At 72.7% G+C, this 24,874-nt stretch carries 22 protein-coding genes and 1 tRNA gene; 5 read left to right on the forward strand and 18 right to left on the reverse strand.

Annotated features, from left to right (window positions below; translation table 11 throughout):
• From nirB to hpt, 5 genes are all read right to left on the reverse strand, one after another.
• Positions 1-2,454, reverse strand: a complete 2,454-nt coding sequence (nirB, locus tag G472_RS0107320) for a nitrite reductase large subunit NirB (RefSeq protein ID WP_029007858.1) — start codon at positions 2,452-2,454, stop codon at positions 1-3.
• A 693-nt stretch (positions 2,455-3,147) separates the two neighbouring features.
• Positions 3,148-3,504, reverse strand: a complete 357-nt coding sequence (locus G472_RS31795; protein WP_051340536.1) for an HPF/RaiA family ribosome-associated protein — start codon at positions 3,502-3,504, stop codon at positions 3,148-3,150.
• 34 nt (positions 3,505-3,538) lie between these two features.
• Complete coding sequence (locus G472_RS0107330) at positions 3,539-3,985, reverse strand: DUF3775 domain-containing protein (protein WP_051340537.1); 447 nt, start codon at positions 3,983-3,985, stop codon at positions 3,539-3,541.
• 60 nt (positions 3,986-4,045) lie between these two features.
• Complete coding sequence (locus G472_RS0107335) at positions 4,046-4,552, reverse strand: BCAM0308 family protein (RefSeq protein ID WP_035691456.1); 507 nt, start codon at positions 4,550-4,552, stop codon at positions 4,046-4,048.
• Positions 4,553-4,637: 85 nt separating this feature from the next.
• Positions 4,638-5,198, reverse strand: coding sequence for a hypoxanthine phosphoribosyltransferase (gene hpt, locus G472_RS0107340; RefSeq protein WP_051340538.1), 561 nt, complete (start codon positions 5,196-5,198; stop codon positions 4,638-4,640).
• Positions 5,199-5,316: 118 nt separating this feature from the next.
• Here hpt and selA point away from each other — a divergent pair, with 118 nt between their 5' ends.
• From selA to G472_RS0107365, 5 genes are all read left to right on the forward strand, one after another.
• On the forward strand, positions 5,317-6,732 hold the full coding sequence (gene selA / locus G472_RS0107345; RefSeq protein WP_084536506.1) for an L-seryl-tRNA(Sec) selenium transferase: 1,416 nt from the start codon (positions 5,317-5,319) through the stop codon (positions 6,730-6,732).
• Complete coding sequence (gene selB / locus G472_RS31800) at positions 6,729-8,660, forward strand: selenocysteine-specific translation elongation factor (RefSeq protein ID WP_211100156.1); 1,932 nt, start codon at positions 6,729-6,731, stop codon at positions 8,658-8,660. Before selA ends, selB begins: the two co-directional genes overlap by 4 nt.
• Positions 8,661-8,701: 41 nt before the next feature.
• Positions 8,702-8,794: transfer RNA gene (locus G472_RS0107355), tRNA-Sec, on the forward strand.
• Between the two features lie 17 nt (positions 8,795-8,811).
• Positions 8,812-9,210 (forward strand): hypothetical protein, encoded by a 399-nt coding sequence (locus G472_RS0107360; RefSeq protein WP_156927031.1) that lies wholly within the window; start codon positions 8,812-8,814, stop codon positions 9,208-9,210.
• A gap of 134 nt (positions 9,211-9,344) precedes the next feature.
• Positions 9,345-9,812, forward strand: a complete 468-nt coding sequence (locus G472_RS0107365) for a hypothetical protein (protein WP_029007864.1) — start codon at positions 9,345-9,347, stop codon at positions 9,810-9,812.
• Positions 9,813-10,066: 254 nt separating this feature from the next.
• Here G472_RS0107365 and G472_RS0107370 read toward each other — a convergent pair whose 3' ends face one another.
• From G472_RS0107370 to G472_RS0107430, 13 genes are read right to left on the reverse strand one after another with little or no spacing between them, the layout of a single operon-like run.
• Positions 10,067-10,381: a hypothetical protein gene (locus G472_RS0107370; protein ID WP_029007865.1), complete on the reverse strand. Its 315-nt coding sequence runs from the start codon at positions 10,379-10,381 to the stop codon at positions 10,067-10,069.
• A 5-nt stretch (positions 10,382-10,386) separates the two neighbouring features.
• A complete protein-coding gene (nrfD, locus tag G472_RS31805) occupies positions 10,387-11,289 on the reverse strand; it encodes an NrfD/PsrC family molybdoenzyme membrane anchor subunit (RefSeq protein ID WP_169732789.1) in 903 nt (300 codons plus the stop codon).
• Positions 11,290-11,300: 11 nt separating this feature from the next.
• Positions 11,301-12,182, reverse strand: coding sequence for a 4Fe-4S dicluster domain-containing protein (locus G472_RS31810; protein ID WP_035691458.1), 882 nt, complete (start codon positions 12,180-12,182; stop codon positions 11,301-11,303).
• 43 nt (positions 12,183-12,225) lie between these two features.
• A complete protein-coding gene (locus G472_RS0107385; RefSeq protein ID WP_029007866.1) occupies positions 12,226-14,784 on the reverse strand; it encodes a molybdopterin-dependent oxidoreductase in 2,559 nt (852 codons plus the stop codon).
• A gap of 12 nt (positions 14,785-14,796) precedes the next feature.
• Positions 14,797-15,384 carry a molybdopterin-binding domain-containing protein gene (locus tag G472_RS40880; RefSeq protein ID WP_029007867.1) on the reverse strand — a complete coding sequence of 196 codons (588 nt, stop codon included), beginning with the start codon at positions 15,382-15,384 and terminating at the stop codon, positions 14,797-14,799.
• On the reverse strand, positions 15,381-15,611 hold the full coding sequence (locus G472_RS31815; protein WP_035691461.1) for a hypothetical protein: 231 nt from the start codon (positions 15,609-15,611) through the stop codon (positions 15,381-15,383). Before G472_RS31815 ends, G472_RS40880 begins: the two co-directional genes overlap by 4 nt.
• Positions 15,612-15,657: 46 nt before the next feature.
• Positions 15,658-16,185: a hypothetical protein gene (locus tag G472_RS0107400; protein ID WP_029007868.1), complete on the reverse strand. Its 528-nt coding sequence runs from the start codon at positions 16,183-16,185 to the stop codon at positions 15,658-15,660.
• A gap of 25 nt (positions 16,186-16,210) precedes the next feature.
• Entirely contained in the window at positions 16,211-18,385 is a 2,175-nt protein-coding gene (gene selD, locus G472_RS31820; RefSeq protein ID WP_051340541.1) for a selenide, water dikinase SelD, read from the reverse strand.
• A gap of 50 nt (positions 18,386-18,435) precedes the next feature.
• Complete coding sequence (locus G472_RS0107410; protein WP_029007869.1) at positions 18,436-19,848, reverse strand: M20/M25/M40 family metallo-hydrolase; 1,413 nt, start codon at positions 19,846-19,848, stop codon at positions 18,436-18,438.
• A 12-nt stretch (positions 19,849-19,860) separates the two neighbouring features.
• Positions 19,861-21,045, reverse strand: a complete 1,185-nt coding sequence (locus G472_RS0107415) for a metal-dependent hydrolase family protein (protein ID WP_029007870.1) — start codon at positions 21,043-21,045, stop codon at positions 19,861-19,863.
• A gap of 52 nt (positions 21,046-21,097) precedes the next feature.
• Positions 21,098-22,840, reverse strand: a complete 1,743-nt coding sequence (locus G472_RS0107420) for a dipeptide ABC transporter ATP-binding protein (RefSeq protein WP_029007871.1) — start codon at positions 22,838-22,840, stop codon at positions 21,098-21,100.
• 10 nt (positions 22,841-22,850) lie between these two features.
• Complete coding sequence (locus tag G472_RS0107425) at positions 22,851-23,780, reverse strand: ABC transporter permease (protein ID WP_051340542.1); 930 nt, start codon at positions 23,778-23,780, stop codon at positions 22,851-22,853.
• Positions 23,781-23,799: 19 nt separating this feature from the next.
• Entirely contained in the window at positions 23,800-24,777 is a 978-nt protein-coding gene (locus tag G472_RS0107430; protein WP_029007873.1) for an ABC transporter permease, read from the reverse strand.
• Positions 24,778-24,874: the final 97 nt, after the last annotated feature.

Raw genomic sequence — 24,874 nt, forward strand, 5'->3', positions numbered from 1 at the left:
TCACTCCGCGGCGGCGGCGTATCGGGTGAGGTTGGCGAGGGGCCGGAACTCGTGCGCGTCCACGGCCGCGGCCGCACGCTCCGCCCACGGGTCGTCCTGCATGAAGACCTGCGAGTGCAGGAAGCGGGCGTGCAGGGACTTGCGGCTCGCGGCGTCGAACAGGCGGTCGCGCACATGGTCGATGCCCACGCGTTCGATCCACGGCGCGGTGCGCTCCAGATAGCGCGCCTCCTCGCGGTAGAGCTGGAGGAAAGCGCCGGTGTATTCCAGCAGTTCCTCCTCCGTCTCCACCTTGCACAGCAGGTCGGTGACGCGGACCTTGATGCCGCCGTTGCCGCCCACGTGGATCTCCCAGCCGCTGTCGACGGCGATGACGCCCAGATCCTTGATGGTCGCCTCCGCGCAATTGCGCGGGCAGCCGGACACCGCCATCTTGAACTTGTGCGGTGTCCAGGTGCCCCAGGTCATCTGCTCCAGCTTGACGCCCATGGCCATGGACGCCTGCGTGCCGAAGCGGCACCATTCGGACCCGACGCAGGTCTTCACGGTGCGCAGCGCCTTGCCGTAGGCGTGGCCCGACACCATGCCGGCGGCGTTCAGGTCGGCCCAGATGGCCGGCAGGTCCTCCTTCTTCGCACCCAGAAGGTCGATGCGCTGGCCGCCGGTCACCTTGATGGTGGGGATGGCGAACTTGTCCGCCACGTCGGCGATGGCCCGCAGCTCCCGCGGGTTGGTCAGGCCGCCCCACATGCGCGGCACCACCGAGAAGGTGCCGTCCTTCTGGATGTTGGCGTGCACCCGCTCGTTCACGAAGCGGGACTGGCCGTCGTCCGCATATTCCCCCGGCCAGGCGCACAGCAGGTAGTAGTTGAGCGCCGGGCGGCACGAGGCGCATCCCTCCGGCGTCGTCCATTCCAGCGTCTGCATGACCTCGGGGATCGACTTCAGCCCCCGGGCCACGATCAGGCGGCGCACGTCGTCGTGGGTGTGGTGGGTGCACTTGCACATGGGCTTGGCGCCGGTCTCGGCCACGTAGCCGTCGCCCAGCGTCAGGGCCAGCAGCGATTCCACCAGCCCCGTGCAGGTGCCGCACGACGCCGACGCCTTGGTGTGGGTGCGGACGTCGTCCACCGAGGCGCAGCCCTTTTCGCGGATGGCGGTGACGATGGTGCCCTTGCACACCCCGTTGCAGCCGCAGATCTCCGCCGTGTCAGGCAGCGCGGCGACCGCCGCGAAAGGGTCCCGGGCACCGGCCCCGGCCCCCTGCCCGAAAATGAGGCTGTCGCGGACGGCCGCCACGTCCTCCCCGTCCTTCATGAGCTGGAAGAACCGGGAGCCGTCGGCCGTGTCGCCGTAGAGGACGGCGCCCACCACCCGGTCGTCCTTCAGCACCACGCGCTTGTAGACGCCGCGGGCGGCGTCGCGCAGCACGATGTCCTCCGTCCCTTCGGCGGAGAAGGTACCGGCGGAGAACACCTCCACCCCCGTCACCTTCAGCCGCGTGGCGGTGACGGTGCCGGTGTAGGCGCTGCCCGCCACCCCGGCCAGCCGGTCGGCGCACACCCTGGCCATGTCCCACAGGGGCGCCACCAGCCCGTAGGTCTGGCCGCGGTGCTCCACGCATTCCCCCACCGCGAACACGGCGGGGTCTGAGGTGACCATGCCGTCGTCGACGACGATGCCGCGGTTGACCGTCAGCCCCGCCGCCCGGCCAAGCGCCGTGTTGGGGCGGATGCCCACGGCCATCACCACCAGGTCGGCCGGCAACTCCCGCCCGTCGGCCAGCTTCACCGCGCGCACGCCGTCACTGCCCAGGATCGCCTCGGTCGTGGCACCGGTGAGGACGCGGATGCCGCGTCCCTCCAGTTCCCGCTGCAGCAGCCAGCCGGCGGCCTCGTCGAGCTGGCGCTCCATCAGCGTCGCCATGAGGTGGACGACGGTGACCTCCATGCCGTGCACGCGCAGGCCGTTGGCCGCTTCCAGGCCGAGCAGGCCGCCGCCGATCACCACGGCGTGCGCCCCCGGCTTCGCCGTCGCCAGCATGGCCTCCACGTCCGCCAGGTCGCGGAAGCCGACGACGCCCGGCAGGTCGCGCCCCGGCACCGGCAGGATGAAGGGATCGGAACCCGTGGCGATCAGCAGCGTGTCGTAGGCCACCGAGCGCCCGGACACGGCGGTGACGGTGCGGGCGGCGCGGTCCACCGTCTCCACCCGCTCGCCCGTGTGCAGCGTGATGCCGTGATCCTCGTACCAGGCGCGGTCGTTGAGCACGATCTGGTCGAAGGTCTTCTCCCCGGCCAGCACCGGCGAGAGCATGATGCGGTTGTAGTTGGGGTGCGGCTCCGCCCCGAAGACGGTGATGGCGTAGCGGTCGGGCGCGCGGGCCAGCAGCTCCTCCACCGTGCGGATGCCGGCCATGCCGTTGCCGATGACGACGAGACGTTCCTTGGTCATGCTTCGGGTCCCTCGTGAGAGGCGGGTCCAGTCGGGCCGGAACCTCCGGGGCGGCGCGGCCAACAAAAAAGGCGTCCGCGGCGGGCCGGGAAAACCCCGGCTGCCGTGGACGCCTTTGTCCGGTCGGGCCCGTCGTCGGACCCTGCGACGGCACGGCACCCCGGTGCCGCCCGTCGAATTCGTCGTCAGCGACGCCATTGCCGCTGCACTGCCGCAATTATTCTAGCAAGAGGCGGGCCAGCGCCGGGACCACGCCCCGCCACGGCCGGGAAACGGCGGATTCCCTGCCCCGGGCAGCGCCGCGGCCCGGCCGCCGGCCGGCGGCGGCCCGCGCCCGGACCACCGCTCCCTGCCTATCCCGAAGGCATCTGCGCCGCTTCGCACCATTTGTGTGCAGGATGGCGCCTCAACCGCCCGCACCACACAAAAAGACCCCTCCGCAAAGGGGGCGGAGGGGTCAGTTTCCTGCCGGAGACACGACATCATGCCCCGGTTGCCGCCTGGCAACCTTCGGGCGATCTCAGCTTACGCAAGAACGGGGCCAGAACCGCGGGGGCGCCGCGCCGGGGATCCGGGCGCGCAACGCTGCCGTCGGGAAGGGCAAACGGGCGGGGGAACGGGCAATTGCCCCAAACAGCACCACCGGATGGCGGTGCGCTCCCCCGCCGTGGGGCGGGGGAGCAACCGGTGCGCCTATTCCGCCGCCATCATCGGCGCGGCGGGCACGGAAGTTTCGCGGCGCCGGCGCGCCCAATCGTCGAGGCGGCGGCGGGCGGCGTCGAAGGCGTTGCGCACCGCCACATGCACGTTCTCGCTCGCGTTGCACTGGTCACCGCGGACCACCAGCTCGCCGCCGGGCACCGTCATGTCGATGCGCACATGGTAGAGACGGCCCTTGCGGCGGTCGTGGTGCGGAGCCTCCACCACCACGTCGCAGCGGGTGAGGCGGCCGCACAGGCGATCCAGTTTCGCGGCCTTCTGGCGGATCTTGTACGCCAGGGCATCGGAAGCGTGCATGTTGCGGAACGAAATCTGGAGAGGAAGCTGCATGATGCGCTCTCCCTTGGGGTGAAAAGGGCAGTCGTCAGATGCGGACGAACGCGTTGTCGGCCGTGGACAGGCCGATCTGGTCCAACCCCTCCTCCAGGCAATCGCCCAGGTTCGGGATGCCGATCAGGTAATCGGCCGAACGGTCGTTGTGCCGTTCGCGGGCCAGTTCCACCGCCTCGGCCCATTCGTCGCGCGCGAAGTCGCCGCGGCCGAGCCAGGCCAGCGCAATGACGTCGACGATCTCATCGTCGTCGAGCGTCGCCAGCACGCCGGTCAGTTCCGCCAGCGTCGGGTCTTCGGGTCCCGGCTCCGGCCGGTCGAGATCCTCCTCCTCCGCGAGGTCCTCGTCTTCGGCGTCGACCGGCGCCATGCCGGCGTCGTACGCCCTGGCCTTGGAGATGATGTAGCACAACCGCTTGAGCCCGATGTTCAGTTCGGGCGGTTCAAGGGTCCTGTCCTCCAGGACCGCGGAGTCGCTCATGGCGAATCTCCCTCGTCGGAGCCGGTAGCGGGGCCGGTGTCGATGGCCGACGTCCGTGCCTCAGGCGTCGCAACGCCAGTGGACACGCACGAAATATTGGCCCTCCACGTAACGGATGTCCAGATCCCCGTGGTGGGACCGTTCCAGTGCCTTGCCGAGGCGGGCGGGCGTGTGGATGTCGGTGGTGGTGACGACCAGACCGCCGTCGCGCTCCTCGATGTCCAGGATGCGGTGCATCGGGTGTTCCTGCCGCTCGACCCCTTCGTGGTGGTGCAGCAGGAACAGGACCTCGTCCCTGTGGCGGGCGATGAAGCGGCCGGTGAGGATCAGCACCCCGGCCGGGGCGTGGTCGGCCGCCCGGCGGCAGGCCGGGCAGACGCCCTGGGCGGCGTCGATGTACAGCAGGCCCCAGCGCCAGCGTCCTTCCAGGAACAGGGCGCCGCATTCGGAGCAGCGCGTCGGCTCGGTCGGTTTGCGGTGCCACGCGTAGGGGTCGTGTACGCGCTCATGAATCAGGCGGTCGCGCCGTGGCTCGTGGCGTACGCCCTCCGGGACTGTGGCCGGCATCGTCACCTCCTGTGGGATGCGATCGGCGATCTGTAAAATCCATGCTACGCCCGCGGTGCCCGGAAGGGCATGCGGCAAAACGGCCCTATGGCAGCTCCACCCGGCCGACGAAGGGCAGGTGGCGGTAGTCCTCCGCCCAGTCGATGCCGTAGCCGACGACGAAGACGTCGTCCACGGTGAAGCCGATGAAGTCCACCGGCACCGGCACGACGCGGCGGGAGGGCTTGTCGAGCAGGGCGCAGATGCGCACCTCGGCGGCGCCGGCGTCCAGCAGCAGGCGGCGCACCGCGTCCAGGGTGCGGCCGCTGTCGGCAATGTCGTCCACCAGCAGCACCGGCCGCCCCGCCACCCCGTCGGGCAGCGGCCCCAGCACCCGCACGGTGCCGGAGCTTTCGGTGCCGCTGCCGTAGCTGGAGATGCGCAGGAAATCGACCCGCGGGTGCAGCCCCGCCCGCCCCAGCGCCCGCACCAGATCGGCGGCAAAGACGAAGCTGCCCTTGAGCAGGGCCACCACCGTGACGTCCGACGCCACCGTCCCGGCGATCTGTGCCGCCAGCTCCTCCAGCCGGCGGGTGATCGCCGCCTCGTCGATCAGCGGCAGGACGGTTCCCCGCCTCGGGGTCGGCTCGGTGGTGGCGGCGGTCATGGGCGGCGTCTCCCGCGGGATGGAAAGCGGTGTCTTGCCCGCGGGCGGCCGGCGGAGTCAAGGAGGTACCCACCCCGTCCCGTGGCCGCCCCGCCGCCCCGCCGCCATACTGCGGCCCATGTCCCTCGCCCCGCCCCCCGCCCGCCCCCCCGCCCGGCTCCCCGATGCGCGGCGCCGGCTGCCGCCGGTGCACAAGCTGCTGGAATCGCCGGACGCGCAGGCCCTGGCGGCCGAGCACGGCCGCACCGCCCTCACCGCCGCCCTGCGCGCCGCGCTGGATACCGCCCGCGCCGCCGCCGCCCGGGGGGACGGGGTGCCCGGCGTCCCCGCCCTGCTGGCCGACGCGCGCGAACGGCTGGCGGCGGCGCGGCGGCCGGTGCTGCGGCCGGCGATCAACGCCACCGGCGTGGTGCTGCACACCAACCTGGGCCGCGCGCCCCTGGCCGACGCCGCGGTGGACGCCGTCGCAGCGGTGGCCGGCGGCTACGCCACCCTGGAGCTGGACACGGCGACCGGCCGGCGCGGCGGCCGGGGCGACGCGGTGGCGGCGCTGCTGTGCGACCTCACGGGGGCGGAAGCGGCGCTGGCCGTCAACAACAACGCCGCCGCGGTGTTGCTGGCGGTGTCGGCGCTGGCCGCGGGCGGCGAGGCGGTGGTGTCGCGCGGCGAGCTGGTGGAGATCGGCGGCAGCTTCCGCATCCCCGACGTGGTGCGCCAGGGCGGCGCCCGGCTGGTGGAGGTGGGGGCGACCAACAAGACGCGCCTCGGCGATTACGAGGCGGCCATCGGCCCGGACACCCGCGTGCTGCTGAAGGTGCACCGCAGCAACTTCCGCATGGTCGGCTTCACCGCCGCCCCCGCCACCGCCGACCTGGCGGCGCTGGCCCGGCGCCGCGGCCTGGCGCTGGTGGAGGACCTGGGCAGCGGCACGCTGGTGGACCTGACCGCCTACGGCCTGCCCCATGAGCCCACGGTGGGCGACGCGGTGGCGGCCGGGGTGGACCTGGTCACCTTCAGCGGCGACAAGCTGCTGGGCGGGCCGCAGGCCGGTCTGGTGGCGGGGCGGCGCGACGCGGTGGCGCGGCTGAAGGCCCACCCGCTGATGCGCGCCCTGCGCCCGGACAAGATGGCGCTGGCCGCCCTGGAGGCCACCCTGCGCCTGTACCGGGAGCCGGACCGGCTGGCCGAGCGGCTGCCGGTGCTGGCCATGCTGGCGGCCACGCCGGCGATGCTGGAGGCGCGGGCGGCGCGGCTGGCCGGCCTGCTGGCCGGCATCGGCGGATTGACGGTGGAGCCGGGGCAGGACGAGGCGTACGCCGGCGGCGGCTCCCTGCCCGGCGTCACGATCCCCACGCGCACGCTGGCGCTGCGCGCCGCGTCCATGGGCGCCGCGGCGCTGGCGGCGCGGCTGCGCACCGGGCGGCCGGCGGTGGTGGGACGGCTGTCCGGCGACCGCCTGCTGCTGGACCTGCGCACGGTGGCGGAGGCGGAGCTGCCGGCCCTGGCCGCCGCCGTGCGGGAGGCGGTGGCGTGAGGACCGCCATGGTGGGGGTGATGGGCCACATCGACCACGGCAAGACCGCCCTGGTCCGCGCCCTGACCGGCACCGACACCGACCGCCTGCCGGAGGAGAAGGCGCGCGGCATCTCCATCGCGCTGGGCTTCGCCCGGCTGGCGGTGCCCGGCGGTGCCATCGACCTGGTGGACATGCCCGGCCACGAGCGTTTCGTGCGCACCATGGTGTCGGGCGCCACCGGCCTGGAGGCGGCCCTGCTGGTGGTGGACGCGGGCGAAGGGGTGCGGCCCCAGACGGTGGAGCATCTGGCCATCGCCGCGCTGATCGGGGTGCGCCGCGCCGTGGTCGCGGTCGCCCGCTGCGACCTCGTCCCGGCGGAGCGGGCGGCGCAGACCGCGGCAGAGGCGCAGGACCTGTGCGCCCGCCTGGGCTGCGCCGCCGCCCCGGCGGTGGCGGTGTCCGCGCGCACCGGTCAGGGGCTGGCGGCGCTGACGGCGCACCTCGCCGCCCTGGCGCGCGACCCGGCGGAGCGGCCGGACCATGGCTTCGCCTGGCTGCCGGTGGACCGGGTGTTCGCGGTGGCCGGGTTCGGCACGGTGGTGACGGGCACGCTGCGCCGCGGCCGGCTTGCCGTGGGCGACCCGGTGGAGCTGCTGCCGGGCGGCCGGCCGGCACGGGTGCGCAGCCTGCAGATCCACGGCGCCGCGGTCGACGCCGCCACCCCCGGCCGGCGCACCGCCGTCGCCCTGCGCGGAGTGGAGCGGGCGCACGCCGCGCCCGGCATGGCGCTCGCCACCCCCGGCCTGCTGCACCCGGCGCACTGGCTGGACGTGGTGCTGAGCGTGCCGCCCGTCGCCGCCGCGCCGCTGGACACGGGCCGCCCCGTGCGGCTGCTGTTCGGCACGACGGAGGCGGAGGCGCGCGTGCGCCTGCTCGACGGCGACCGGCTGGAGCCCGGGGCCGAGGGGGTGGCGCAGCTCCGCTGTCCGGACGGCGTGACGGTGCCGGCGGGGGAGCCGTTCATCCTGCGCGCCGGCTCGCCCCCGGCGACCCTGGCCGGCGGCCGCATCCTCGCCCCCGCCCCGGCGCGCCGGCGCCGCGGCGACCCGGCGACGCTCGGCCTGCTGGGCGCCCTGGCGGCGACCGCCGATCCGGCCGACGCCGCCGCGCTGCACCTGCGGGCGGCCGGCACCGCGGGGCTGGACCTGCCCGCCCTGGCCCGCGCCGTGGGCCGCGCCCCCGCCGCCGTGGCGCCGCCCGCCGGCGCGGTGACGCTGCCCGGCGCCCTCCTGCTGGACGCCGCCGCGGCGCGGCAGGCGGAGGAGCGGGTGCTGGCCCTGGTGACCGACCACCAGCGCCGCACCCCCACCGCGCCCGGCCTGCCGCGGGAGCATCTGCGTTCCCTGCCCGGCCTACCGGCCGCGGTGGCCGAGGCGGTGGCCGAGCGCCTGACCGCCGCCGGCCGGCTGCTGCGCGACGGCGCCGCGCTGCGCCTGCCCGGCGCGGACGCCGACCGGCTGCTGTCCGACACCGACCGCGCCCTGCTGGCGGCGCTGGAGGAGGCGTTCCGCCGCGCCGGCCTGACCCCGCCCGACGCCGCGGCGGTGGCCGCCGGCAGCCGGCGCCGCGTGCAGGCCCTGGGCTATCTGCTGCGCCGCGGCACGCTGGTGCGCACGGTGGACCGGGTGCACAGGCGCGAGATCCTGTTCCACCGCGACGCCCTGGCCCGCGCCCGGCGCATCCTGTCCCGGCACCTGGCGGACCGCCGCACCGGCTTTCCCGTGGGCGAGGCCGGCCGGCTGCTGGGCATCTCCCGCAAGTTCTGCGTGCCCCTTCTGGAACACCTGGACGCCACCGGCTTCACCCGCCGCGACGGCGACCACCGCGTGCTGGCCGAACCGGGCACCCCGAACGAGCCGGCGCGCGGCGACGGGAGGGTGTGGTAGGGACGTGGGTCACCCACCCGCCGCGGGCGGGAGGGAACGCGGGAGGCGACAAGGGTCTGGTGGCCCTCCTGGTCTTCAAAACCAGCGGATCGCCCAAAGCGATCGGTGGGTTCGATTCCCATCCGCCTCCGCCAGCCGGCGTGCGCCGGCGATGAAGCCTGCTTCAGCAGCGCGGCCTTTTCCGAATCCGGCATGGTATGATCTCATTCCGGTGCACCTGGCGTCCGCGGAGCCGATCGCGACGATCGGCCGCTTCGTGGAAGCGGCTCAGGACGCAGGGGGCGCCCTGCTGCGCTTCACGCACCCGGAAACCGACGGCGAACCCGACGCCTGCCCCGGATGCGTCTACGTCGTGCACGACGGTACCATCTATGAGGGCAGGTCAAGCGATGGCGGAACAACGTTCCACGGCTATCCGTACCGGGGTAAACCGGTCTCCCGTACGGTTCGGGAACTGCGGGCGATGGCTCGGCGGGACGGGTGCCCGGATGCGTTCGAGCACCGGGTGACGGAGCACATCGTGCTCCATGGCTCCGGCAGGCACGGGTGAGACGATCATGAAGGCAGCCCATAGCTTCGAGGTGCGGCTCGAGTGGCGGGATACGGCTGACGGCCAGCCGGTGCGGACCTTTGCCGCCATCGACGTGCGGATCGACGACGCGCCCGGCTGGCCGTCATCCGACGATGGCGCCCCCCCTGGAGTGGTTTGCCGGCGATCTGCTGGCCCATCTCGCCGAACGGTGGGATCAACTTCTGATCCGCCAGCACTACCCGGCCAACCTCAGCGTCAGCCGGCCCGACGAGGTGTGGAGCGCCTTCGAACGGCGCCCGATTCGGTCACCCGCGGCCGCCGAGGATGATGAACGGGCGTGCCTCGCCTTCGAAAGGACGCACAATCTGGCGTCGGCGTCCTCAGGCGTTTCGGGTCTGCCGCCCCTGTGGCTCCTGCGGCAGGGACATCGCTTCGTCGTCGACACCGGCACCACCCTCTGGACGGTTCCGGTCGATGCCGTCGTGGAGGCTCTGACCACGGTGGGCGACGCGATCGCACGGCGCCTCGACGAGAACGATCCGCAAAAATGGAGCCACATCATCGAACGATGGCGGGGGCGTTCGGCTTCGAGCGGATTCGGGACGTCGTCAAGCTCGTGAGAACCTGCGCCAGACGATGCACCGGACCTCGACAGCCTGGGTGCGCGGGTGTGCGGCACGCTCGATCACGGCGCACCGCCCTACCGGCAGGGGATTGACGCCGCCCGCGAGCTGCGGGATCCCGCCGGCGGACCGGGCCGACCCGTTCGACGTACTCGAACACGTGCTCGAAAACGCAGGAGCGGAGGTGCGCTGCATCCACATTCCGTCCCCGCCGCGCGATGCCATCGCGGTGTGGGGGACTGCCCAGCCGGCTAACCTCCCTCCATCAGTGCCTCCAGGCAGTCGCGCGCCGTCTTCAGCCGCTCGTGCCGCATCCCCACCATGGGGAAGGCGCCGGAGTGGAGCACGCTCAGCACGGCGTTCACCTGATGCAGGTTCTGCTCCAGCCGGGGCGCGGTGTCGCCGGCACGGCGGCGGGCGATCAGGTGGTTGCGCATGTTGACCAGGCAGCGCATGCCCTCCAGCAGCTCGTCGTGGTGGCGTTCGGGCTTCTCGGTCAGGATGCGGTCGAGGTGGCGGAGCGCGCTGCGGCAGTGGCCGTGTTCGGGGGTGTCCTCGGGCAGCATAGCGGTCATCTCCGCGGGGGCAGGCGGGCGGGTTCGGGCGGGCGGGTCAGGCGGAAGGTGTCGCGCGGGCGCTCGGTGGAGCGGTTGCCGGCCTGGATGACCGCGTGGCGCAGCAGCGCGCCGCCGGCCAGGGCGGCCAGCGCGCCGATCACCGACAGGGTGCGCGAGGGGCGGCGGGACAGACGGTTGGCGGCGTGGCAGGCCAGCGGCACCGCCACGCCCAGCGCCAGGGCGCCGGCGACGGCGGGCTCCTTATGGTCGTGGCCCGAGGCGATCGAGGCCGCGAGTTCGCCGGCCGCCGCCGCCGCGGTGATGGCGTCCAGCGTCGCCGCGGTGCCGGGCCGGCCGGCCGCCTGCTCCGCCAGGGACAGGGCGGCCGCCGCGCCGGCCACGGAGGAGCAGGCGAACTGCACCGCCAGCGACCGCGGCGCCTCGGCCCAGAAGGGCGAGCTGGTGGCGGACAGCAGGCTGGCGGTGTAGGTGGCCATGCCCGCCCCCAGAAGTGCCGCCGGCACCTGCGCCGCGTCCGACAAACGGCCGGCCGGCAGGGCCGCCAGGGCGCTGAAGGCGCCGAACCCGGTGAGGATGTAGGAGCCGACCGACATGGGCGAGGTCGGCCGGGCGATGCGCAGCATGTTGTACCAGCGCGTCGGCGTCTTCAGGTCGGCGATCAGGAAGGGCGGCCCCAGCACGGCGCCGGCCAGCGCCATCCACCGGCCATGCCGCACCACCCCGCGCGCGCGCCGCCCGCCCGCCGCCGCCGCGACGGCCGACAGCACCTGCGCCGCGCCGGCGACGCCGCCGATCTGCACATAGGCCGCGATCTTCCAGTCGAAGGGGCTGGCCTTGACCGGCGGCACGCCGTAATAGCCGATGGCGGCGTCGTCCGTCACGGTCGGCCCTCTCATGGCCGGCCCCCTCATGGCCGCCCCCCGTCCCCGCCGCCGTTCCGCCCGAACAGCAGGGCGGCGGCCAGCGTCAGCCCGGCCACGGCCGCCAGGCCGGCGGCCATGCCCGGCGCGAAGCGCTCCGCCGGGCGGGTGGGGTGTTCGGGCAGGTTGTAGACCTCCGGCCGGTCGGTCAGCAGGAAGAAGGCGTTCAGCCGCTCGATTCCGCCGGTGGCGCCGGGGGTTCCCGGCGCGCCGTAGAGATAGGCGTCGTCGCGGCCCAGCCCGCGCAGCTCCTCCACCCGCCCCCGGGCGCGTTCGGTCAGGTCGTCGATCTCGCCGAACTGAATGCTGTCGGTGGGGCAGGACTTGGCGCACGCCGGCTCCAGCCCGCCCTTCAGGCGGTCATAGCACAGGGTGCACTTGTGCGCCTTGCCGTCGCTGAGGTTGAGATCCACCACCCCGAACGGACAGGCCGGCACGCAATAGCCGCAGCCGTTGCAGATGTCCTGCTGCACCACGACGGTGTCGAACTCGGTGCGGAACAGCGAACCGGTCGGGCACGCCTCCAGGCAGGGGGCGGGGCTGCAATGCTTGCAGACGTCGCTCATCATCAGCCAGTTGGACTGGAACGGCGGCATGGTGGTGACCCGCTCCCCGCCGGCCTGCGGGGCGATCTTCTCGACGAACAGCACATGGCGCCAGGTGTCGGCGGACAGATCCACGGTGTTGTCGTAGCTCATCCCCGTCAGGCCGGGAATGTCGGCCGGCAGCGCGTTCCATTCCTTGCACGCGACCTCGCATGCCTTGCAGCCGATGCACAGGGTGGTGTCGGTGAAGAAGCCGTAGCGACGGCCGGGGCGGACGGTGGTGCCGGCGGTGAGGGCGGATTCATCGGGGATCAGCGCGGTCATGCCGGGGCCATTTCGGTCAGCGGGGACGTGGTCGGTTGGGGGCTCATCGCGCCAGCCTCCCCTTCCTCAACGCGCAGGTCAGGGCCTTGTTCTCGTGCATGCTGGTGTTGGGGTCGCCGACGCAGGCGGTGAGGACGTTGGCGATGTCGCCGGTGGCGTAGCCATGCCAGCCATAGTGCCAGGGCATGCCGATCTGGTGGACGCGGCGGCCGTCGATGACGAAGGGACGCAGGCGCTCGGTTACCAGGGCGCGCGTCTCGATGGCGCCGCGGGCGGTTTCCAGCACCACCCAATCCAGGGTGGTGATGCCCAGCTCGGCCGCCAGCTCCGGCGGGATCTCGGCGAAGCCTTCCGGCTGCAGCTCCGCCGTGGTGGGGACGGAGCGGGTGGGCGCGCCGCCCGAATGGTGCTCCGTCAGGCGGTAGGTGGTCAGGACGTACGGGTGCGCCGGGTCGCCGATGGGGTGCAGCTCATTGTCGTCGTGCTCCCACCGCTTGGCGGTGGGGTTGCCCTGCTGCTTGTACAGGGGGTTCGGGACCGGGGATTCCAGCGGTTCGTAATGGGTGGGCAGCGGCCCGTCCTTCAGGCCCGACGGCACGAACAGCGACGCCTTGCCGTCGGCGATCATGATAAAGGGGTCGTTGCCGGTGATCGCGTCCATGCCCGTGGGCTTGCTGTCCCAGTCCGGCTCGAAGTGGGGCGGTTTCTCCTCGGGGAAATCGGGCTCGTCGTGGCCGGTCCAGCGCTCCTGCTCCGCGTCCCACCACAGCAGGCGCTTGCGCTCCGACCACGGCTTGCCGTCGGGGTCGGCGGAGGCGCGGTTGTTCAGGGTGCGGCGGTTCGACGGCCAGGCGAAGGCCCAGTTCAGGTGGGTGCCGGGGCCGTCCGGCCCGTCGGGCGTGCGGTCGCGCGTCTTGTTGTGGTCGTCGGCGGGGAAGGCGCCGCAGTAGATCCAGCAGCCGCAGGCGGTGGAGCCGTCGTCCTTCAGATCCTTGAAGTCGGCGATCTGCCGGCGCTCCGCCGGGTCCGACGCCCATGTGTAGCCGTTGATCTCCTTCAGCACCGCCTCGGCGTCCGGCTCCTGCTTCGGCCCGCGCACGGGATAGTCCCAGGTCAGGTGGCGGACGGGCGCATCCTTCGGGTCGGTGCTGCCGGCGTAGAGCGCCTTCACCCGCAGCGCCAGATGGTGCATGAACCACAGCTCCGACCGGCTGTCGCCGGGCCCCTCGACCACCGCGTCGTGCCACTGCACCAGCCGGTGGGTGTTGGTGAAGGACCCGGCCTTCTCCCCGGCGAAGGTGCAGGGCATCAGGAAGACTTCGGTGGCGATGTCCTGCGGCCGCGCGTCGCCGTGGTGCCAGAAGGCGGCGGTTTCCGTCTCGGTGAAGTCGCGCACCACCATCCATTCCAGGTTGGCCAGCCCCCGGCGCACCATGCCGGCGTTGGAGGAGCCGACCACCGGGTTCTGCCCCATGACGAACAGCCCCTTGATGATGCCGTCGCGCACCGCCAGGGTCAGCGGAAGCTGGGAATGGTCGCCGACGATCCTGGGCAGCCAGTCGTAGCCCCAATCGTTGCCGGGCGTCGCCGCGTCGCCGTACCAGGCGCGGAACAGGCTGACGGCGTATTTGGGGAAGTTGCTCCACCAGCCGGTCGGCGTCTCCTCGATCTCCAGATAGTCCTTCAGCGTGTCGTGCGGCTTGTAGGCGTGCGGCATCGGCAGGTAGCCGGGCAGCATGTTGTAGAGGGTGGGGATGTCGGTGGAGCCCTGGATGCTGGTGTGGCCGCGCAGGGCCAGGATGCCGCCGCCGGGCCGTCCGACGTTGCCCAGCAGCGCCTGGATGATCGCTGCGGCGCGGATGATCTGGACTCCCGTGGAATGGTGAGTCCAGCCCACCGCGTAGCAGATGGTCGCCGTGCGCTCCCGGCCGGAGTTGCGGGTCAGCGCCTCGCACACCTTCAGGAACACGTCGGCGGGGCAGCCGGTCACCCGTTCCACCATCTCCGGCGTGTAGCGGGCGTAATGGCGGCGCATGATGCGGTAGACGCAGTTCGGGTGCTCCAGCGTCAGGTCCTGCGGCACCGGCGCGTGGGACAGGCGCTTGGTCTCGTCGTTGAAGGACTCCGTGGTGTTCACGTGGTGCTCGGCCAGGGAGGACGGCACCGTCATCCCCTCGTACTGCCAGCTATCGTAGACGTAGCGCCGGCCCTCCTCGTCCCAGCCGGAGAAGACGCCGTCCAGCTCGTCGGCGCCGCGGAAGCGCTCGTCGATGATGGTGGCGAGGTTGGTGTAGTGGAGCGCGTACTCCCGGAACCAGAGGTCGTTTTCCAGGATGTGGCGGATGATGCCGCCGAGGAACGCGATGTCGGACCCGGCGCGCACCGGCGCGTACAGGTCGGCCATGGCCGAGGTGCGCGTGAAGCGCGGGTCGGCGTGCATCACCGTCGCCCCCTTCTGCTTCGCCTGAAGCACGAAGCGGTAGGCGATGGGATGGCTCTCCGCCATGTTCGATCCCATGATGAGGATCGCGTCGGCGTTCGCCACGTCCCATTGGGGCAGCGTCGCCGCCCCCCGGCCGTAGGTGGCACCCAAACTGGGCACCGAACTGGAATGTCAGACTCTGGCCTGGTTTTCGATCCACACCATGCCCAGGCCGCCGGAGAAGAACTTCTTGATCAGGTAGTTCTCCTCGTTGTCCAGCGTCGCCCCGCCGAGCGACGCCAGCCCCAGCGTGTGGTTGACCCGGGTGCCGTCGGGCAGCTCGCGCACGAACGTCTCGTCGCGGGTGCGCTTCACCAGGGCGGCGATGCGGTCCATCGCCCAGTCCAGCGGCTTCACCTCCCACCGGTCGGCGTGCGGCGCGCGGTACAGCACGTGCTGCAGGCGCTGCGGGCTGGTCAGCAGGCCGAAGGTCGCGGCACCCTTGGGGCACAGGGTGCCCTGATTGATCGGGCTGCGGGGGTCGCCCTCCACATGGATCAGGCGCCCGTCGCGCGCGTAGAGGCGCTGGGCGCAGCCGACCGCGCAATAGGGGCAGATGCCGGTGCCCACCGTGTCCGCCTCTTCCAGCCGCGGCCGCAGGTCGCGCGACAGGCTGCTGCGCGCCGCCTCGTCCCGGTGGGATTGGCCGGCGATTTGGCGGGGGATCGACCATTCCCGCAGGAAGCCGCGGGCGCGGTCGGCGATGGTGCGGCGCGTCATCGGCGGCTCTCCATCGGGGCGAGGTGGTGGACGATGCCGGCGATCACCGTCCCGGCATCCTCGTAGCGGACGGTGACGCGGGCCTGCGCCCGCTGGAGGGCCGGCAGATCCTGCGGTTCCGCGTCGGCGCTCTTGGACAGCACCAGCAGCAGCGGCGGCCCGTCGTCCGTCGCCAGCCGGAACCTCCCCTCCTGCACGAGCGTGATGATGCCGGTCGCCGTCTTCATGGCACGATCAACGGCGGGCGGGCGGGGAGGTTCCGGCGCGCCGGCGTCAGCGCGCGTCGCGGCGGGCCTGTCCGTCCTTGACGAACTGCGACACCCGCCCGACCTCGCGCGGGTCGGCGGTGACGGTGGGGGCGTCGCTGGTGTTGGGGGACATGCCGCGGCCGGCGGTGCGGCCGGCGCTGGGGTGATGGCGCACCCGGTTGGCGCGCTTCAGTTCCAGGGCGCGGCGGGCCAGGTCGCTCTGGGTCGCGGCGGCCCTGGCGGACGCCTCGTCGGCGCGGCGGATCTCGCTGTTCAGGCGCTTCAGGGCGCTGGCGAAGATCTGCTTCTTCATGGAGGTGCCGGTGTTGTCGGCGGCCGGCCGGGCGCCGCGCGGATCGGCCTTGCCGCGCATCTCCCGGCGCTGCCGGCGGGAGACGTCGCGCGCCTTGTTGCGGTACTCGCGCAGCAGCTTGGCCGTCTCCACCAGGTCATCCCGCCCCATGGCGCAGATGTCCGGGTAGTGGGTCTTCCGGACGGCCTCGAACTCGTTGGCCGTGAGCATCCGCTTCTCGGTCGCCATCGGCACGCTCATCGTCGGACTCCTCCGTCGTCGGTCTTCAGGGTTCCGACCACATGGGGGGCTGGCCGTCCGTTGCCAACCCGGCCGGCCGGACTACGACCCGCCGCGACCCCGGCACCGCCCCGGTCACCGCGCCGATCACCGCCGCGTCGGCGCAGCCCAGCGCGCGCAGAGCGGTCACGCAGGCGGCGGCGCGGCCGGCGGGGATGCCGGCCAGCAGCCCGCCGGCGGTCTGCGGGTCGAACAGCAGGGCCACCCGCGGCCCGCCGCGCAGGTGCGGTGCGGCGGCGGCGTTGGCGGGGTGCAGCGTGCTGACCACCCCCGACGCCAGGGTGCCCAACGCGCCGGGCAGCGCCGGGATGGCGTCGGCGTCCAGCACCGCGTCGGCGTCCGACGCCTCCAGCATCTCCATCAGGTGGCCGTAAAGACCGAAGCCGGTCACGTCGGTGGCGGCGGTGGCGCCGTGGGCCATCAGGCACGCCGCCGCCGGGCCGGCCGGGCGCTGCATGGCCTCCAGCGCCGCGGCAACGTGGCGGGCGGGCACGCGCCCGCGCATGGCCGCCGCCAGCAGGGTGCCGGTGCCCAGCGCCTTGGTCAGCACCAGCCGGTCGCCGGCCCGCAGCCCGCCCTTGCGCAGGATGCGGTCGGGGTGGACGGCGCCGGTCACCGCGAAGCCCAGCGCCGGCTCCGCGGCCTCGCCGCTGTGGCCGCCCACCAGGCGGGCGCCGGCGGCCTCCAGCACCGCGCGCGCCCCGGCCAGCATGCGGAACAGGTCCTCCTCCACCAGGGCCGGGGCGTGCGGCGGCACGGCGGCGATGGCCAGGGCCGCCAGCGGCTGCGCCCCCATGGCGTGGATGTCGCCCAGGGCGTGGTTGGCGGCGATGCGCCCGAAGACGTAGGGATCGTCGACGAAGGCGCGGAAATGGTCGACGGTCTGCACCAGCAGCCGCCCGTCGCCCGGCGCGTCGAGCACCGCCGCGTCGTCGCGCGGCCCGACGCCGCCCAGCCGGTCCAGGGCGCGCGCCAGCGCCGCTGCCGGCACCTTGGCGCCGCAGCCGCCGCAGCGCATCTCCTGTACCATGGCGGGGGACGCGGGCGGCATCTCCGGCAGGTCGCGGAAGGCGCGCATGAAGCGGCGGTCGATCCAATCCTTCCACCGCCACACCCAGCGCCCCCGCGCCACGAAGGGACCGCGGGACGCCACCGCGGCGCGGTCGCCGGTGGCGATCAGGGAGAGGAAGCGGGTCTGCGGCACGAAGGGGCGCAGGGGCTCCCCGCGCAGGGACCGGCGCAGGTTGGCGGCCAGCGGCGGGCCGTGGCGCACCGCGAAGACGCCGGCCTTGGGGCGCGGGTGCCCGTCCATGGACGCCACGTCGCCGGCGGCGAAGACACGCGGGTCGGTGACGGAGCGCAGCGTCGGCGCCACCCGCACGAAGCCGCCGGCGTCGAGCGCCAGGCCGGTGTCGGCCAGCCAGGGGGCGGCGCCGGCCTGCGTCGTCCACAGCACCCGGTCGGCCGGCAGGCGGCGCCCGTCGGCCAGCACCAGCCCGTCCGGCTCCACCCGCGCCACCGGGGCGTGCTCGTGCAGGGTCACCCCGCGCTCCGCCAGCACCCGGCGGAGCGCGGCGGCGACGCGGGGGTCGTGGTGGGCCAGCAGGGCGCCGCGGGTGACCAGCGCCGGGCGCACCCGCGCCCCCAGCCGATGGTGCATGGCCAATACGAGTTCGGTGCCGGCCGGCCCGCCGCCCACCACGGTGACGGCGAGCGGCCGCTCCGCCCCCTCGGCCTCGGCCATCAGGGTTCGCCAGCGCGCCGCCAGCCGGTCCACCGGCTTGACCGGCACCGCGTGCTCCGCCGCCCCCGGCACCGCGTCGGCGCGGGGCGCAGAGCCGATGTCCAGCGATACCACGTCGTAGCGCAGGGGCGGCTGGCGGCGGCACAGCACGCGGCCGGCGGCGCGGTCCAGCCCCGTCGCCTCGTCGTGGATCACCCGGGCCCCGGCGAAGCGGGCGAGGTGCATCAGGTCGATGTGGATGTCGTCGTGCCCGTAATGGCCGGCGACGAAGCCCGGCAGCATGCCGGAATAGGGGGTCTCCACGTCGCGGGCGACCAGCGTCAGGCGCACCCCCGGCTCCGGCCGCATGCCGAAGCGCCGGAGCACCTGAACGTGCGCGTGCCCGCCGCCGATGAGGACGAGGTCTTTGTCGGCCATGGCTCCGCTTCGACCGGCGGGGCCCGGTGCGCCCGCGCCCCGCCGGTTCCCTACCCCGCCGCCGGCGCCGCGAACCGCGCCAGCATGGCGGCGTGGGCGCGGATGCCGTTGTGCAGGCATTTCAGTTCGAACTTCTCGTTGGGGGAGTGGATGCGGTCGTCGTCCAGCCCGAAGCCCACGAGGATGGTGTCATAGCCCAGCTCGTCGCGCACGTACCCCGCCACGGGGATGGAACCGCCGCTGCCCAGCAGCACCGCCGGCTTGGCGAAGACGTCGCCCAGCCCGGCCAGGGCGGCCCGCAGATGGGGGGAATCGGGCGGCACCCGGAAGGCCGGCGACTTGCCGAAGGTGCGGATCTCCCAGCGGCCGTCGGGGGGCGTGTGCTCCTCCAGGAAGGTGCGGATGCCCGCCAGGACGCGGTCGGGGTCCTGGCCGGGAACCAGGCGGCAGGAGAACTTGGCGGTGGCCTGCGCGGCGATCACCGTCTTGGCACCCTCCCCCGTGTAGCCGCCGATGATGCCGTTGATGTCGCAGGTGGGGCGCGACCACAGGCGCTCCGGCAGCGACCGCCCGGCCTCGCCGGCCGGCGCGGTCAGGCCGACGCCGGCAAGGAACGCCGCCTCGTCGAACCCGAGGTCGCGCCACATGGCCAGCTCTTCGGCCGCGGGCTCCTCCACCCCGTCGTAGAAGCCGGGGAAGCGCACCCGCCCCGCGTCGTCGTGGATGCGGCCGAGGATGCGGGTCAGGGCGTTGATGGGATTCAGCACCGCCCCGCCGAACAGGCCGGAATGCAGGTCGTGGGAGGGGCCGTGCAGCGTCACCTCGACGTACAGCAGGCCGCGCAGGCGGGTGGTGATCGCCGGCGTCTCGATGTCCCACGAATTGGTGTCGGTGATGATGCAGACGTCGGCCTTCAGCTCCGCGGCGTTCGCCTTCAGGAAGGGCACCAGGCTGGGGCTGCCCGTCTCCTCCTCCCCTTCCAGCAGCACGCTGACGCGCACGGGCAGCGTGCCGTGCACCGCGTGCCAGGCGCGGAACGCCTCCAGGAAGGTCATCACCTGCCCCTTGTCGTCCACCGCGCCGCGGGCGACGACGCGGGGGCCGTGCCGGGCGTCGACGATGGTCGGCTCGAAGGGCGGGCTGTCCCACAGCTCCAGCGGCTCCGGCGGCTGCACGTCGTAGTGGCCGTAATAGAGCAGGTGCGGCACCTCCGCCCCGGCGCCGGGGCCGGGATGATGGGCGACCACCATGGGATGCCCCTCGGTGTCGCGCACGGTGGCCTCGAAGCCGAGACCGGCCAGCTCGCCGCGCAGCCACTCGGCGGCGCGCCGGACCTCGGGCGCGTGGTCGGGCTTGGTGGAGACGCTGGGGATGCGCAGCAGGTCGCACAGCCGGGCGACCGAATCCGGGAACGAGCGGTCGACCTCCGCCAGCACGGCGTCGACGGGAAGGGAGGCGGTCATGGGGCGGGCCTTTCAGTGCGGCGCGAAGACGGTGCCGTTCTTGTAGACGGCGATATGGTTGGACGGATCCGCGGCGGCCGCAACCTCCTCCATGGGGTTGCCGCGCACCAGCAGCAGATCGGCGGCCATGCCGTCGGCGATGACGCCGCGGTCGTCCAGCCCCATCAGTTCCGCCCCGCGGGACGTCGCGGCGGTCAGCGCCTCGGGCGGCGTCATGCCCCAGTCGACCATGAAGGCCAGTTCCTGCGCGTTCTCGCCGTGGCGGTTGAAGGGGGTGCCGGCGTCGGTCCCCATGGCGATGCGCCCGCCGGCGCGGTGGAACATGCGGAAGGACTCGCGGTGCCGCTCGGCCACGGCGCGCGACTTCTCCACCGCGTAGGGCGGAATGGCGCCGCTGTCGGCGTTGCGCAGGATGTTCTGCACGGCGGCGATGGTGGGGACCAGGAAGGTGCCGGCCTCCAGCATCTCCTCCAGGCACTGCTCGTCCATGAAGATGCCGTGCTCGATGGAATCGATGCCGGCACGCACCGCGTTGAGGATGCCCTGCGTGCCCTGGGCGTGGCTGGCGGTCTTGCGGCGGAAACGCTTGGCCTCGTGAACGCCGGCGGTGATCTCGGCGGCGCTGTAGTGGGCGTCGCGGGGGTCGACGCCGGGCGTCATGACGCCGCCGGTCGCCATGATCTTGACCAGGTCGCAGCCGGCGTGCACCTGCTCGCGCACCGCCTTCACCACCTCGTCGCAGCCGTCGGCGACGCGGGCGAGCGTGTTGCCGTGACCGCCGGTCATGCAGATCATGCGCCCCGCCGCACGGATGGTGGGGCCGCGGAACGCGCCCTGTGCGATGGCGTCGCGCACGGCGAACTCCAGATGGTCCTTGCCGCCGCAGTCGCGCACCGCGGTGACGCCGCCGGCCAGCGTCTTCTGGGCGTTGGCCAGCATGGTCAGGACGATCTGGCCGGTGCCCATCTTCTGCATGGTGCCGCGCGGGTCGGCGCTGCCGGTGTAGCAGAGGTGCACATGGCAATCGACCAGGCCCGGCAGCAGGGTGCAGCCGGCGGTGTCCGTCACCGGCCCGGCATAGCCGGCGAACGCCGCCTCCGGCGCCACGCGGACGATGCGGGCACCCTCCACCAGCACGGCGAAGCCCTCGGCCAGGGACTCGCGGCCGTCGAAGATCCTTCCTCCCCGGAAGAGCATGGGTTTTGTCTCCGATTGTCTTGGTCGGTGGGGGCCCGACGCGGCCCCGTCGCTAACCGGCGCCGCCGACCGCCTCCACGTCGAGGTTGTCGTGCGACAGCCCCTCGAAGTGCGGCATCAGGCGCAGCAGTTCCTGCGTGTAGGGGTGCTGCGGGCGCTCGAACAGGTCCTCGGTGGCGGCCACCTCCAGCAGCCGGCCGTGGCGCATCACGCCGACGCGGTCGCACATCTGGCGGATCACCGGCAGGTCGTGGCTGATGAACAGCATGGTCAGCCGCAGCTCCTCCTGCAGGTCCTTCAGCAGGTTCAGGATCTGCGCCTGGATCGAGACGTCCAGCGCCGAGGTCGGCTCGTCGCACACCAGGAAGCGGGGCCGGGTGGCGAGGGCGCGGGCGATGCAGATGCGCTGGCGCTGGCCGCCGGAGAACTCGTGCGGGAACTTCTCCGCCGCCTTCGCCCCCAGCCCGACGTGGTCCAGCAGGTCGCGCACGATCCGCTCCACCTCGTCGCGGCCGGACGCCAGCCTGTGGAAGCGGATGGGCTCCGCCACGATGTCCAGCACGCGCATGCGCGGGTTCAGCGACGAGAACGGGTCCTGGAAGATCATCTGAATCTGCCGGCGGAACGGGTTCAGGTCGCGGTCGCGGGTGATGGCCGTGAGGTCGGTGCCGTTGAACGAAACCCGGCCGGCGGTCGGCCGGTAGAGGCCGGTGATCAGCCGGGCCACCGTGGACTTGCCGCTGCCGCTCTCCCCCACCAGGCCGAAGGTCTCGCCCTCGGCGATGGCGAAGGACACGTCCTTCACCGCGTCCAGATAGCGGCGGTTGCGCTCCAGCCAGGCGTTGTTCATGGGGAAGCGGATGCCCAGCCCCTCCACCGCCAGCAGCGGCCCGTCGGTCTTCGCGCCGAAGTCGCGGGCCTTGCCCAGCCAGTGGCCGCGCAGATCAATGGCCGGCGGCTTGGTGGCGATCCCCTCGATGTAGTCCACGTACGGGAAGCGGTGCAGGCGTACGTCCGGGCGCGGCACGGCGCCGATCAGCGCACGGGTGTACGCGTGGTCGGGGTCGCCCAGGATCTTGGCGGTCGGCCCCTCCTCCACCACGCGGCCGCGGTACATCACGGCGACGCGGTCGGTGATCTCGGCGATCACCCCCATGTCGTGGGTGATGACGATCATGCCGACCTTGCGGTCCCGGCACAGCGCCTTCAGCAGGTCGAGGATCTGCGCCTGGATCGAGACGTCCAGCGCCGTGGTCGGCTCGTCCGCCACCACCACCTCCGGCTCGGCGCACAGCGCCAGGGCGATGACCACGCGCTGGCGCATGCCGCCGGAGAACTGGTGGGGGTACTGCTTGACCCGCAGTTCCGGATCGGGAATGCCGACCTGGCGCAGCAGGTCCACCGCCCGCGCCCGCGCCGCCGCCCCGTCGAGGCCGAGGTGCAGGCGGATCGTCTCCACCAACTGGCTCTCGATGGTCTGGAGCGGGTCCAGCGAGGTCAGCGGGTCCTGGAAGATCATGCCGATGCGCCGGCCGCGGATGCGCCGCTTCGCCGCCTCGTCCAGGTCGTCGATCCGCCGGCCCTCCAGGCGGATCTCGCCGGCGCCGATGCGGCCGGGCGGCTCCAGCAGGCCGATCACGGCGTTGCCGATGGTGGACTTGCCGGCCCCGGACTCGCCGACCACCCCCAGGATCTCGCCGGGGCGCACGGTCAGGGTGACGCCGTCCACGGCGACGAACAGGCCGCGGCGGGCGGGGAACTCGACCCGCAGGTCCTTGACGTCGAGCAGCGACATGGGGCGCACCTCAGCGGAGCTTCGGGTTGAGGGCGTCGCGCAGCCAGTCGCCCAGCAGGTTCACGGACAGGACCAGCAGGACCAGCACGATGCCGGGGAAGATGGTGATCCACCACTCGCCGGAGAACAGATAGTCGTTGCCGATGCGGATCAGCGTGCCCAGGGACGGCGTGGTCGGCGGCACGCCGACGCCGAGGAACGACAGGGTCGCCTCGGTGATGATGGCGATGGCGAGATGGATGGTGGCGATCACCAGCACCGGCCCCATGACGTTGGGCAGGATGTGGCGCCACAGGATGGTCATGGGTCCGATGCCGATGATGCGGGCGGCCTGCACGTACTCCTTGCGGCTCTCCACCATGGCGGCGCCGCGCACGGTGCGGGCGTACTGCACCCAGCCGGAAATGCCGATGGCGAACACCAGCACGTACAGGGCGACCTCGCCGTGCATGTCGTGGGGCAGCAGGCCGCGGGCCACGCCGTCGATCAGCAGGGCGATGAGGATCGCCGGGAACGAGAGCTGGACGTCGGCGATGCGCATGATCACCGCGTCGACCCGGCCGCCCACATAGCCGCTGACCAGCCCCAGCCCGACCCCCAGCACGACCGAGAAGACCACCGAGGCGAAGCCCACCAGCAGCGAGATGCGGGCGCCGTAGAGGATGGCGGAGAGGACGTCGCGCCCCTGGTCGTCGGTGCCCAGCGGGAAGGCGGCCTCGCCGCCCGCGTCCCACACCGGCGGCAGCCCGGCGTTCATGATGTTCAGCGAGGCGAGGTCGAAGGGATTGTGCGGCGCGATCACCGGGGCCGCCAGGGCCGCCGCCACCAGCACCAGCGTGGTCAGCGCCGAGACGATGGTCACCGGCGAGGTGCGGAAGCTGTACCACAGGTCGCTGTCGGCGGCGGCGCGCAGCCGGGCGGAAAGGCGAAGGTCTGGCATGGATCGTTCCTCCCGCCCGTCAGCCCAGCGCCCGGCCGACGCGCAGGCGCGGGTCGACCGCGAAGTACAGCAGGTCGACCACCAGATTGATGATCACGAAGAAGAAGGCGATCAGGCACAGGTACGCCGCCATCACCGGGATGTCGACGGTGCTGATGGCCTGGATGAACAGCAGCCCCATGCCCGGCCATTGGAACACGCTTTCGGTGATGATGGCGAAGGCGATGATCGAGCCGAGCTGCAGGCCGGTGATGGTGATGACCGGCACCAGCGTGTTCTTCAGCGCGTGGCGGAAGTTGACGAGACGGTCGGGCAGGCCGCGGGCGCGCGCGAACTTGATGAAGTCGGTGCGCAGCACCTCCAGCATCTCCGAGCGCACGAGGCGCATGATCAGCGTCATCTGGAACAGCGCCAGCGTGATGGCCGGCAGGATCAGCGCCTGCAACCCGGATTTGGTCAGCAGCCCCGTGGTCCACCAGCCGAGATCGACCACCGCCCCGCGCCCGAAGGTGGGCAGCCAGCGCAGCCACACCCCGAACACCAGGATCAGCAGGATGCCGATCAGGAAGGTGGGCAGCGACACGCCGACCAGCGAGACGGTCATGAAGGTCTTGGCCAGCACGCCGTTACGTTTGAGCGCCGTGTACACTCCCATGGGCACCCCCAGCGCCAGCGCCAGGACCATGGAGACGATGGACAGCTCCAGCGTCGCCGGCAGCCGCTCCGCCAGCAACTCGCTGACCGGCCGGCGGTGGCGGTAGGACATGCCGAACTCACCCTGCGCGGCGTTCACCACGAAGCGCGCGTACTGCACGATGAACGGGTCGTTGAGGCCGAGCCGCTCCTTCAGCTCCTCGCGCTGCGCCAGCGTGGTGTCCTGGCCGACCATGGCGTTGATCGGGTCGCCGACGTAGCGGAACAGCGAGAAGGCGATCAGCGCCACCGTGAGGATCACCAGCACGGATTGCAGCAGGCGCTTGAGGATGAATGTGGGCATGGGGGGTTCCCGCGTTGGGCCCCCCTCCCGGCCTCCCCCCAATCGCCGACCGGGGGAGGAGAGGAACCCTCCCCCGTCGACGATGGGGGAGGGTCGG

The sequence above is a fragment of the Azospirillum halopraeferens DSM 3675 genome (assembly GCF_000429625.1).
GTDB classification, from domain to species: domain Bacteria; phylum Pseudomonadota; class Alphaproteobacteria; order Azospirillales; family Azospirillaceae; genus Azospirillum; species Azospirillum halopraeferens.